Genomic DNA, 12,014 nt, shown 5'->3' with positions numbered 1-12,014 from the left:
GAGTATCATAAAAGAAAAGGAGGTTAAAAAACCATGTTAAATCCCTATTTTGCCTTTGGCGTACCGGCATTCCTTTTGGTTTTATATGTAGCTTTTGCTCTTTTTCGCCGGTCTTCCGATATACCCTACTTAGGATTTGTTCTATTCATCATTGCTGGTTTTCTGACTGGGTTTAGTTTACAAGTCATTCAACAAGCCATCAATGAAGTGGCTAAAACATCTTTTCAGCACGTACAAGATACCCATCTTTACTCACCTTACTTATTAGCGATTCCATTGATTGTGGGGATTCTTTTACTTATAGTTAACTTGGTTCGCGGCTATCTAAAAGTCAAAAAAGTGCGCCTGCAGTCAAAATAAAAGCAGCCTACCTTGTGATACGAAGCAATCTGCTCCTCTTGCTTGAGGAATGAAATTGCTTCGTATTTTTTTTGGTAAGCTGCCTAGATTGTTAAACCCCTTCTAAAGATCCAACCGCCACTCCCGTAGTAAAACAGTTTATCAACCACAAAAAGCGTTTATTCGTCGGCTAGTCCTTCATCCGGGTCTGTCTCTGACGTATCAGCAAAAGATTCTTTTACATCATCATTGACTTGTTCCAACAAATACTGCCAGTCACTATTTGAAACAACCACAACATCGATATTTTTTTCTTCATCGATCAGCTCCAGATTCGAAACATCCTCTCCTAACTGCTGGAATAGGTCAATCAATGTTTGGTCTTGTAGCGTTACGTATTCAGTCCGTTTCATTCTTCTTCCCCCCATGAATCAAAAAATTCATAAAACAAGATATCGAAACTAGTAAGATCGGTCATCTTTTGCAAAGTAGATAAATCTAAACGAATAAACGCTTTTTCCACTAATAAATAATGGTTTTCTTCCAACGCTTCTTCGATAAATGGTAAAATCTCTTCCTCATCCCCTAATGTTTCACTAGAGATATGGTCGATTTGATCAAACAAGCGATCATCTTGCAACAAAAAGAATTGATCGTCGTAAAGATAGACTGCGATTTGATATTGCCGGATGGGTAGCTCAGCCTGAATGACAAAAAAACATTCCCCTGAATTGGAAATTGCTGGCAATAGTTCATTCGGTTGTAATGCCTGTTGGTAGTACATTTCCATCCCTCCTTTGTACTTACTATTATAAAGAACAACGGAAGAAAAAGGAAATAATCGAATTTTCGTTTAAAAAACTCTAAACAAAGCTATACATCCCATTCTGTATAAAATTCTTGCAAGAAATCTTTCATAAAAGCCACACGTCGCTGGGCTTCTTTTTTGCCATACTCCGTGGTCATCTTTTCGGGAAGCAAAAATAGTTTTTCATAAAAATGATTGATCACCGTGGTTCCTTTACGGTAATCCTGATGATCTTGAAACGTCTTTGGTGCTAAGTTACTGTCATGGATCGGGTGTTGATGACTGCCACCAAAATAGCTCGTTCGTAAAATACCGATCGCACCTAAAGCATCGAGACGATCTGCATCACGGACCACACGTCCTTCTACTGAGGCTACCTGTGCCCCTTGTAAAAGTTCTTTTGAAAAAGATAGATTCTCAATAATAGAAAAAATTTCTTTCGTTTGTGCTTCACTGGCTCTCGCTGCGGTCAAACAAGCTCGCACCTCGGTATACGCCGCTGTGACATCCGCCACAACTTTATCATCCACTGTATCGTGTAAGTAGGCTGCTGCCTGAACGACAAAGGTATCAACCGTTAATTTGTCGGCATCGATGATGGCTTGACTTAATCCCGCCACTCGTTTGACATGATCATACCCATGTCCTGTGTAATCGTTCCCCAGTATACTCTTGGCATAAGCAATTACTTTGCTAAGATCTGCCGCATTGTTTTCCTTGTTCATCTTTCTCCTTCTTTCGATGCGAAAGCAGCTAACCTGCCTTTTTTTCAATTGATGATAGCGCGAAAACGAAAAGAAGTTCAACAAAACGAGCTCCCACTAAACAGTTGAGGAGGCAACGCCTTGCGAAGCTTCTTTCCACTTGTTACTTTTAAGCGAAATCTTGCGTCTCGCTGATTTTATAGACACTAAAATAGATCTTACGTAAATAGTCTAATAGGTATTGAGGATTCAATAATTCATCCGTTGCATCTAAAATCAATTCATTTGGTTTCTTTGATGCGCCATATTGATGAATATTTTCAGTCAACCATTTACGAATCGGTGAATAATCATCTGAAGCCAAGACTTCATCGACATTGACTTCTTTTTCCATGGCATGGAGTAATTGCGCGGCATACATATACCCTAGAGCATAGGATGGGAAATACCCGAAGCTTGAACCTGACCAATGAACATCTTGTAGGATCCCTTCAAGGTCATTTTCTGGACGAATTCCTAAATATTCCTCGTATTTGTCATTCCAGATTTTCGGTAGTTCATCGATCGATACGGTTTCGTTAAAGATCATTTTTTCGATCTCGTAACGAATAATGATATGGATCACGTAGGTCAAACTGTCAGCTTCAATACGGATCAAGCTAGCTTTTGAGTGTTTTAAAGAGTCATAGAAAGTGTCAAAAGACACATCATTAAACGTGCCTTCCGCACATTCTTGGAAAAACGGGTATTGCTTTGCCCAAAAATTGCGGTTGCTGCCGATAATGATCTCATTAAACAGCGATTGGGATTCGTGGATCCCCATTGACGCCCCTTCATGGACCGGTGTTCCTTCGTATTTTTCGTCAATGTTTTGCTCATACATTCCATGACCGGCTTCATGAATCACACCGAACAGTCCCATTGAAAAGTCGTTTTCACTCCAACGAGTGGTCAAGCGCACATCGTTGTGGTTGATCCCAGTGGCAAATGGATGGACCGTATTATCCAAACGACCACGAGAAAAGTCATAGCCTAAGTCGGCAATCACTTTTGAGATAAATTTGCGTTGTTGCGCTTCGGTCATCTTACGTGAGAGGATCGAAGTATCTGGCGCTGTTCCTTTTTCAGCCAATTGACGACGAATATCCATGATGCCGTCTCTCACTTGCGAGAAAACATTATCCAAGATCTCAACCGTCATATTCGGCTCGTATTGGTTTAACAGCACATCGTAATTCGTTCGCTCATTTTTTTTCCAATAAGGAATCAATTCTTTCGTCAAGCGAATGTTTTCAGAAAGTGCGTCTTTAAATAAAGAAAAATCTTTTTCTTTGCGGGCTTTCAACCAAGCAGTATGTGCTTTTGACGTAGCTGCTGAAGCGGCCATCGCTAACTCATTGGGCACATCTTTTTGCAATTCATACTCTTCTTTGACTAATTGATACGCCGCTTTCCCTACTTCAGATAATTCTTCTGGGTGCTTTCCAAAATAGCTGATCGCTTCTTGGATTGGTTCCCCAACTTTTTTGTCAAAATAGAGACCATATAAATAGCTGTCAACTTCCGCCCGGTAATCACTGGCTTTTTCTGGCATCCCCGTTTGGTTATCCCAGCCTAGGATCCCCATTGCTTGTTGTAATAGATCGATTTCTTTTAATTCTTTCAGAAATTCTTGTTCTTTCATTCAGCAGACTCCTTTTTGCGTGGCGGACGTTGTCCCCAGTATTGGAAGAGATCGGTACGAATCGCACCGTTGTATAATTTGCGTTTTTTCGTTGCTTTCTCACCATAATGCGTCTCGAAGGTCAAATCACTAGTTAAAAAGTACTTGCTCCATGTTTTAAGGGGCCGAAACACTTGGCCCATTTCTTGATACAATCGTTGAACAGATTCTTCTTCCCCTAAGCGTTCACCATAAGGAGGGTTAGCCACAACGACACCATATTCTTTTTCTGTTTTAAAGTCCTTAACGGCTTGTTGTTTGAAGGTGATCGAGTCTCCTAGACCGATTTCTTCTGCATTTCGGCGGGCGATCTCAATCATTCGACCATTGATATCTGAGCCAGTAATATCCAATTCGACATCATAGTCTGCCGCTTCATCTGCTTCTTTTCGTACTTTTTCAAAGACTTCTGCTGGGAACCAATCCCACGTTTCACATACGAATTCCCGATTAAATCCAGGGGCGATATTATGGCCGATCAAAGCTGCTTCAATACATAAGGTCCCTGATCCGCAAACAGGATCGACAAAAGGCTTATCTTTATACCAATTTGTCAACATCACTAAAGCCGCGGCCATGTTTTCTTTCAGAGGCGCGCCCCCTTTTTCTAAACGATAGCCACGTTTAAACAAACTAGGACCGGTCGTATCCAATGTGATCATTGCATGGTCTTTCAATAAAGCGACTTCTAATTGGAAAAAAGCGCCCGTTTCAGTCAGCGGCACACTTGCCGGACGATGATATACTTCTCTTAAGCGATTGACGATTGCTTTTTTGGTAATCGCTTGACAATCAGGCACACTAAACAGTTTTGATTTGATTGACTTTCCGGCTACTGGGAATTCAGCATCTAAAGGTAAAAAGTCTTCCCACGGTAACGCTTTAACTTCTTCAAACAGCTGATCGAAAGTCAATACGTCAAATTCTCCGACGACGATTTTGATCCGATCTGCTGTACGGAGCCACAAATTCGCGGTAGCAATGGTCTCCATTGTCCCTTTAAAGCGCGCTCGGCCGTTTTCAACCTCACACTCGATCCCTAAATCCCGTAATTCTTTGCCCACAAGTGCTTCTAAACCGCTCGCAGCGGTGGCAATACAATTAAATGTTTTTTCAGTCATAACGCTCTCCTTCTTGATATAAAAAAACCTTCCGTTGCTGGAAGGATTCCCTGATAGGTTGTGATTTTCTATAAGCCATGTTTTGTCCGTATTTTCCTCAGGGAGAAGAAAACACTGGGTAATTATCTATCTGCAATTACTTGCCTTCTTGCTCCGTTCATTTCCGTGCAAAAAGTGCCCCTACCATTGTTTGGGTTGCTCGCTCGAGGGGTTTACCGCGTTCCACCAAGACGGTTTCCCGGCTTGCTTCGTCACTGTGGCACTTTCAAGGATACTTTGGCATAGCTTGCACCTTAGCCATTTTTCCTGCCGTTACTTTCTCAAGTACCCTAGCTTATGGTTTCGCTAGGCACGAACACTACAAGCGTCTCAGCTTGTGCGAGCATGGACTTTCCTCAGCATAATCGAGTTATGCCGCAATTACCCGAAAACCACAACTATCTTTGCTAAATTAGAATTGACGGGTTTTTTCGTTATCATCTTCAAAATCAGCATTTGTATAATTGCTGTTGTATGAAGAAGAACGAGTGACAGGTTCTGATTCACGATCAAGCTTTTTGCCAAAAACTTCTTTTTCAAGATTCGACAAACGTTTTAAAATATCAAAGTTTGTGACTGTTTGGCTTTTCGGTGCTTCTTGTTGAACACGAGAAGCGATTGCTTGGTTTTTCGACAATTGATCGATTTTCGCTGTCAGACGATCATTTTCTTCTTGCAGGGCTAAGATCTCTTTATTGTAGCTTTCGTAGTCTTTAATGATATTATCTAAAAACTCGTCCACTTCCACTGGATCGTATCCACGCATTTTTGTTTTGAATTCTTGTTGCAGAATATCTTTTGGACTATAAATTAAATTTGCCATTATTTACACCTCATTGTTTATTCCAAATGGTTTTCACTTTCTAGACCATTCTAACAAAAAATACACGAAAATCAAAGTAAATTACTATCAAATGTTGCGTTTTGTAAATCATCCATTGTTATTTGATGAATAAAGTAGGGATTTTGCTCACTATAGGCTTTGGCATCTCTTAAGAAATAATTAGGTTTTCCTGGAAATTCATCATCATATAACACGAGCGCACCTTCGGTATGTTCAAGCAAAAACGCGGTGTGATTTCTTAATTGACTAGGATCTTGGTAAGGCTTATGGCTGGTGGCATTGACATAATCGGCAAATGACTTCGCTGTTTGCAGTGCCTGCTGATTTGTTTCGTTCCAATTTTCACCAAATCCTTCAAAGGGAAAAATGATTCCTAGTTTCAGTTCGGGGTATGTTTGTTTCAATTGTTCTGTGACTTCTGCGCACCATAGCTCTGCCCCAAGATTTCCGCTGATCAAGACCCACTCCAAGCCTTCTTCCAAATAATTTGTCAAGGCCGACATTATTACTTTCCTAATAACTGCAATCTTGGGATCTTTTGCTTGAAAAACACCTAATTCATAATTACGATAGCCAGTAAAGTATAAGGTTTTCATTGTTTCTCTGGTCATCTCTTTTCTTTCCAAACGACTTTTTGGTATAATGTTGCCTAGGAGTGTGAACAACATGGTTATTCGTTACCCGAATGGACAATCTACTACCTATGATGACGGCAAAAAACAAAAAATGCAAGAAAAACTAATAAAGCCAAAAACGTATGCCAATCGTGGGATGCGTTTTGAAGAAGCGATCAATGAAAGCAACCTTTATTATTTAAATCGTAAACTTGCGGTCATTCATAAGAAACCGACACCAGTTCAAATCGTCAAGGTAGATTATCCGAGAAGAAGCGCCGCAGTAATTAAGGAAGCCTACTTTCGAGAGGCCTCTACCACCGATTACAACGGTGTTTATCAAGGGCAATATATCGACTTTGAAGCGAAAGAGACTCAAAACAAAACGTCATTTCCCTTTAAAAATTTTCATCCACACCAAATCAAGCATATGGAAGACTGTTTGGAACAAGCAGGATTATGTTTTGTTCTTTTATGGTTTTCTAGTCTACAACGCTGCTTTTTCTTAGATAGCAAGTGCTTAGTTTCTCAGTGGCACCTGCAAAAGGAAACCGGAAAAAAATCAATGACGTTGACCTATATCGAAACCAATGGGATCGAAATCATCCCTACCATTGCGCCGCGTATTCCTTATTTAAAAGCAGTTGATCAATTTTTAACGATGAAGGAGAATGATGAGTATGGCAAATGAATCACAATCGAGAACCTCTCGGCATGATTCTAAGAAAGGTACTGCTAAAAAAGCATCAAAGCCCCCTAAAGCCAAAGGCAAACGAAGGATTGGGAGTATTATTTTAAAAGTGTTTATAGGCCTATTTTTCTTAGGCTGTATCGGAATTTTATCAGGAATGGGGCTGTTTTGGTGGTATGCCAAAGATGCGCCAGCACTTGATGAAACACGTTTGGATTCGACTGTTTCTTCACGTTTTTATGCCTCCAACGGTGAATTGATCACTGAATTCGGAAGTGAAACGAGAGAAAAAATCACGGCGAGTGAGATCCCCCAACTGCTAGAAGACGCGATCGTCTCTGTCGAAGATCGTCGGTTCTATCAGCATATCGGGGTCGATCCGATCCGGATCGTTGGTTCTGCATTATCCAATGCCACAACCGGCGGTATGCAAGGCGGAAGTACCTTGACCCAGCAATTGATCAAGCTGTCCTTCTTTTCTACCAGCGCTGAAGACCAAACATTACGTAGAAAAGCACAAGAAGCATGGATGGCGGTTCGTCTTGAACAAATGAAATCAAAGCAGGAAATTTTGACTTACTATATTAATAAGGTGTATATGTCCAACGGGGTTTATGGAATGCAAACAGCCGCCATGAAGTTTTACGGCAAACCTTTGGCTGAACTAGACCTTGCCCAAACTGCCTTAATAGCTGGTTTACCAAATGCCCCTTCTGCTTTTGACCCTTTCGCTCATCCTGATAATGCGAAAAGTCGTCGAGATGTGGTTTTGGGCGCAATGCTTGAAAACGAGAAAATCACGCAAGCAGAATATGATGCCGCCGTTGCCGAGGATATTCAAGAAGGCTTGCAGAAAAACCCACGAGAAAATCAAGAGTGGAAATACTTTGATAATTACTTCAACGAAGTGATCGCAGAAGTTAAAGAAAAAACCGGCAAAGATGTTTATACAGATGGTTTAGATATTTACACCAATGTCGATATCGATGCACAAAAACGGTTATATGATATCGTCAACAGCGATGACTATGTTAATTATCCAGACGACAAGATGCAAGTTGCCGCTACCTTAGTTGATGTCAATACGGGCAAAGTCACGGCTCAAATCGGTGCCCGCAACGTTGATGATGTTCTCGCAAACAATCTGGCTGTCAACGTCGCTCGGGACTTTGGATCGACCGTTAAACCGATCACAGACTACGGCCCTGCCTTCCAATTTTTACAAGACTCTACCGGTAGAATGATTTTAGATGAACCTTATACTTACAAAGGAACCGATATCCCTGTGTACAACTGGGATCGCCAATATATGGGCAACATCACGCTGCGAACTGCTTTAGCAGAATCTAGAAATGTACCAGCAGTGAAATTGTTTGATGAAGTTGGTGCGGATAATATCGCAGACTTTCTTAGCGGTCTAGGTATCGAATACCACACGATCACTCAATCTAATGCGATTTCCAGCAATACGGATAAATTAGATGGCACAAAATATGGAATCTCCAGCCTGAAAATGGCCGCTGCTTATGCTGCGTTTTCAAATGGTGGCACCTATTATGAACCTCAGTATGTCAATAAAATCGTCATGCAAGATGGCACAGAAGATGAAGAATCCTTTAAAGTTGATGGTCAAGAAGCAATGGATGATACCACTGCTTATATGGTGACAGATATCTTGAAAGATGTTATCTCCGTCGGTACTGGAACCAACGCGCAAATCGATGGTTTGTACCAAGCAGGGAAAACGGGAACTTCCAATTACACCGATGACCAGCTAGCACAACTTGATACATCGAATGGTGCCTACCCTGATATTACTTTTGCCGGCTATACTCCCTCCTACTCATTGGCGGTTTGGACCGGATACAACGACAAAATGACACCTATCACTGATAGTAGTACCCATGTGGCTTCTGATGTTTATCGAGAATTGATGCAATATGTTTCTGCTTCTGTAGAAAACAAAGACTGGACAATGCCAGATGGTCTGACACGGATCGGAAATGAACTTTATCTTGAAGGAACTTATACCCAGCCGACCTATTCGGCACCAAGTTCTTCTAGCAGTAGTTCCTATGTTGAACCTTCGACATCTTCTACAGAAAGCAGTGAGTCAACCGAATCTAGTTCAACCGAGTCCTCAAGTGAAGTGACACCACCAGTATCGACACCGGATGAGGATGATTCATCATCGGTCGTTACACCTCCTGCTTCTAGTCAGGACCCTGGCTCAACAACACCTTCCAGCAGTGAAGAAAATCCTTCCTCACCGCCGGATCCGCCAGAGCCAAACGATGGCAATTCCGAATAACTGTGAATAGCGAAAAACAGTAGATCAACGTTTGATCTACTGTTTTTTTTGAATCACTACCATGAAAAAAGAAGCTTACTTTTCAAGCTCTTAAAAAATAATCTCTTATCAGATAACTGATAGACCTGCTTGTGCATTTCATCAAACAAACCAATCACATTTTCTTTCGCCTTGTTGACTTAATAAACTCTCTTTGGAATGATCATGAATCCCCTCGATTCGCATTTTGGTCTTAAGAATCATCTGTTCTGGTCTGATCTTTGCCTCTTGAATCACTCGGTTTGCTTTTCTTCTAGCAAAGACTAAGACTCCGCTGCACTCTGTTCATTTGTTCTTTTTTAGCAAGTAAAAACGCTAAGCAAAATTGCCTAACGTTTTTAATCATAACTAGTTTATTTTGCGTACTTTTTAGATAGTTTTTTTTCCCTTCATCCGGAGCTTCCCTTCTTGACACATCGCCAGCAACGGGCAAATCTCACACTTTGGTGCCCTTGCAGTGCAATGATAGCGGCCGAAAAAAATCATTGTATGGTGGGTTTTGACCCACAATGGTTCGGGAATCTTTTTCATCAGCGTTTGTTCAACTTCTAATACATTGGCGTCTAATTTACAGATACGTAATCTTTTTGATACCCGTTCGACGTGAGTATCAACAGCAATTGCCGGTATGCCATAAGCATCACCTAAAACCACGTTTGCAGTTTTTCTACCGACACCTGGTAACGAAACCAAATCCTCTCTCGTTTTTGGCACTTCCCCACCAAAACGCAATAGCAATTCTGAAGCACAAGCCTTGATATTTTTTGCCTTGTTTCGATATAAACCGATCGACTTGATTTTTGCAATCACGTCTTCTAAAGGTGCTTCGCTCAATGCTTGCGGTGTGGGATAGGCCTCAAAAAGCGCAGGGGTGACTTTATTTACCGAGACATCTGTTGCTTGCGCACTTAAGATGACTGCTATCAATAATTCAAACGCATTTTTAGATACCAATTCGCCATGCGCTTCGGGAAACATCTCATACATTGTTTCGATAGCGGACATTGTTTTTTCTTTACTGATCATAGGACTATTTGAACTCCTTGTCTGTTACTCTCCTTCTAACCAATTATGCATAGGGATTTTGGGCATTGGTCCTTCTTCCTGTGAAGCATTCTCATTTTGAAGAAATTGTTTTTTTCTTCTTTTTTGTTCTTCCTCAACTTGCGCTTTCGACGTAATATTCTTACGTTCCCACGAAAGTAAGATACGATCGATGTAATTCAAGCTATAAGCCTGATTCAAAACCGCTTCTCGCAAAGCAAACTGAATCAGTTCCGGATCGTAGTGGTCCTCATCCAACCACTGCCCGATCCGCTGGTATTCGATCGCTGACAACGGCCGACCGAACTCTCCTTCAAACAAACGATATAACCCACGAATTTTTTCCTCATTTGATTCTGCTTTTTCATTTTTTGATTGCTGTTTTAAGAGAAATTCTAGACGCTCATAAATCCCTGTAAAATCATAATAATCAACCATTTTCCCAGCAGTATCTTTTTTTGACTCCATCCGCACTACATCTTTTTTTAGCAATTGATTTAACCAATGATAAATTTCTTTTTGATCACTGCCCATCACAGAGGCAATCTCACGTAAATCGGGAAAATCATTTCCTTGCTCATGACTCCGATACAACTGCAGCCATAACAAAAATTCATCATTCGTCAATCCCAGATGATGGTAATTCTCTAAAAGCAAATTTGAAATTGTTGTTTGCCCTTTTGCTAAATATTCCTTTAACGAAACCATACTGCATCCTCTTCTCCTTGATTCACCTGAAACCCTATGATCCTTTCGTTCAGGATCAATCCAATAAAAAGGGGACGACGCAAATGCGGACGTCCCACGATTCCTTGTTGGTTACGCTTTTTCTTTCACTGCCGCGATGATTTCAACTTCAACCAAAACATCTTTTGGCAAGCGAGCAACTTCTACAGCAGAACGTGCCGGTAACTCTTCATTGAATAACGTACTATACGTATTGTTAAAAGGAACGAAGTCATTCATATTTTTTAAGAAACAGGTAGTCTTTACAATATCATTTGGTGTCAGTTCTGCCGCTTCAAGAATCGCTTCAATATTTTTTAGTACTTGCTGTGTTTGAACCTCAATCGTCGTGCCGACAACTTCCCCTGAAACAGGATCTAACGGCACTTGACCAGAAGCAAACAAGAAGCCGTTTGCGATTTTTGCTTGAACGTAAGGACCGATTGCTTGTGGCGCTTGATCAGTAGCGATTATTTTCATTTTGTTTCCTCCTCTTTCGCTTGGCACTCTGGACATAGACCATAAACTTCTAATCGATGGTTATTTATTTGATACCCAGTTAGTTTTGAAGCAGCCATTTCGACATCTTCAAGCCCTGGATAGTAAAAATCAGCGATCTTTCCACACTGTTGGCAGATAGCATGATAATGAGGCTCAGTTGTAAAATCAAATCGACTGGAGGCATCTCCATAATTCATTTCTTTTACAAAGCCAATTTCTGTGAATAAACGTAAATTATTGTAGACCGTTGCGACACTAATACCAGGAAAATGAACTTCAATCGCCCGATAAATCTCTTCAGCAGTTGGATGAGCATCGTGACTGGCCAAAAATTCTAATATCGCTACTCGCTGCGGTGTAATACGAATATTCTCATGTTTTAATCGTTTGATCGCTTCATCGTAGATCGTACTCACAGGAGTTCCTCCATTTCTCTTATCTTTCCTATCATACTATGTAAAACCCAAAAATTCAAACAGCTTTCCTTGTTTTTTTCTAAGGTATAGCGCT

The 12,014-nt window shown here is 40.9% G+C and carries 14 protein-coding genes and 1 other RNA gene; 3 read left to right on the top strand and 12 right to left on the bottom strand.

All coding sequences use genetic code 11. The features are described 5' to 3' along the window. The first annotated feature begins 33 nt into the window (after positions 1-33). The gene (locus ENLAB_RS00495) at positions 34-360 is read left to right on the top strand and encodes a hypothetical protein (protein WP_081118682.1); all 327 of its coding nucleotides are present in this window, start codon (positions 34-36) and stop codon (positions 358-360) included. 158 nt (positions 361-518) lie between these two features. On the opposite strand, the gene ENLAB_RS00490 is transcribed toward ENLAB_RS00495, so the two are convergent. The 8 genes from ENLAB_RS00490 to ENLAB_RS00455 all read right to left on the bottom strand — a co-directional run bounded on the left by ENLAB_RS00490 (position 519) and on the right by ENLAB_RS00455 (position 6,174). Further along, positions 519-752 (bottom strand): hypothetical protein, encoded by a 234-nt coding sequence (locus ENLAB_RS00490; protein ID WP_081118683.1) that lies wholly within the window; start codon positions 750-752, stop codon positions 519-521. Beyond that, positions 749-1,129 carry a hypothetical protein gene (locus tag ENLAB_RS00485; protein ID WP_244352130.1) on the bottom strand — a complete coding sequence of 127 codons (381 nt, stop codon included), beginning with the start codon at positions 1,127-1,129 and terminating at the stop codon, positions 749-751. The genes ENLAB_RS00490 and ENLAB_RS00485 overlap by 4 nt, the downstream gene beginning before the upstream one ends. An 83-nt stretch (positions 1,130-1,212) precedes the next feature. Next, the gene (locus ENLAB_RS00480) at positions 1,213-1,872 is read right to left on the bottom strand and encodes an HD domain-containing protein (protein ID WP_142424854.1); all 660 of its coding nucleotides are present in this window, start codon (positions 1,870-1,872) and stop codon (positions 1,213-1,215) included. Between the two features lie 148 nt (positions 1,873-2,020). After that, on the bottom strand, positions 2,021-3,535 hold the full coding sequence (locus tag ENLAB_RS00475) for a carboxypeptidase M32 (RefSeq protein WP_244352128.1): 1,515 nt from the start codon (positions 3,533-3,535) through the stop codon (positions 2,021-2,023). Continuing rightward, positions 3,532-4,695, bottom strand: a complete 1,164-nt coding sequence (locus ENLAB_RS00470; protein ID WP_077453413.1) for a THUMP domain-containing class I SAM-dependent RNA methyltransferase — start codon at positions 4,693-4,695, stop codon at positions 3,532-3,534. Before ENLAB_RS00470 ends, ENLAB_RS00475 begins: the two co-directional genes overlap by 4 nt. A gap of 66 nt (positions 4,696-4,761) precedes the next feature. Continuing rightward, positions 4,762-5,127, bottom strand: an RNA gene (gene rnpB / locus ENLAB_RS00465) — RNase P RNA component class B. Between the two features lie 19 nt (positions 5,128-5,146). After that, a complete protein-coding gene (gene gpsB, locus ENLAB_RS00460; protein ID WP_005226142.1) occupies positions 5,147-5,557 on the bottom strand; it encodes a cell division regulator GpsB in 411 nt (136 codons plus the stop codon). Positions 5,558-5,628: 71 nt separating this feature from the next. After that, on the bottom strand, positions 5,629-6,174 hold the full coding sequence (locus tag ENLAB_RS00455; protein ID WP_244353403.1) for an SLOG family protein: 546 nt from the start codon (positions 6,172-6,174) through the stop codon (positions 5,629-5,631). A gap of 70 nt (positions 6,175-6,244) precedes the next feature. Here ENLAB_RS00455 and recU point away from each other — a divergent pair, with 70 nt between their 5' ends. Together recU and ENLAB_RS00445 are read left to right on the top strand one after the other, a co-directional pair. Next, entirely contained in the window at positions 6,245-6,883 is a 639-nt protein-coding gene (recU, locus tag ENLAB_RS00450) for a Holliday junction resolvase RecU (protein WP_077453414.1), read from the top strand. After that, complete coding sequence (locus ENLAB_RS00445) at positions 6,873-9,194, top strand: PBP1A family penicillin-binding protein (protein WP_369522123.1); 2,322 nt, start codon at positions 6,873-6,875, stop codon at positions 9,192-9,194. The genes recU and ENLAB_RS00445 overlap by 11 nt, the downstream gene beginning before the upstream one ends. 408 nt (positions 9,195-9,602) lie before the next feature. Here ENLAB_RS00445 and nth read toward each other — a convergent pair whose 3' ends face one another. From nth to ENLAB_RS00425, 4 genes are all read right to left on the bottom strand, one after another. Next, entirely contained in the window at positions 9,603-10,259 is a 657-nt protein-coding gene (gene nth / locus ENLAB_RS00440; RefSeq protein ID WP_077453416.1) for an endonuclease III, read from the bottom strand. 24 nt (positions 10,260-10,283) lie between these two features. After that, entirely contained in the window at positions 10,284-10,985 is a 702-nt protein-coding gene (locus ENLAB_RS00435; protein ID WP_077453417.1) for a DnaD domain protein, read from the bottom strand. A gap of 111 nt (positions 10,986-11,096) precedes the next feature. After that, the gene (locus tag ENLAB_RS00430; RefSeq protein ID WP_077453418.1) at positions 11,097-11,483 is read right to left on the bottom strand and encodes a RidA family protein; all 387 of its coding nucleotides are present in this window, start codon (positions 11,481-11,483) and stop codon (positions 11,097-11,099) included. Then, positions 11,480-11,920 (bottom strand): Fur family transcriptional regulator, encoded by a 441-nt coding sequence (locus ENLAB_RS00425; protein ID WP_077453419.1) that lies wholly within the window; start codon positions 11,918-11,920, stop codon positions 11,480-11,482. Before ENLAB_RS00425 ends, ENLAB_RS00430 begins: the two co-directional genes overlap by 4 nt. Positions 11,921-12,014: the final 94 nt, after the last annotated feature.

The organism is Enterococcus innesii (assembly GCF_022846515.1).
GTDB lineage: Bacteria > Bacillota > Bacilli > Lactobacillales > Enterococcaceae > Enterococcus_D > Enterococcus_D innesii.
This window is presented reverse-complemented; position numbering and strand designations above follow the sequence as displayed.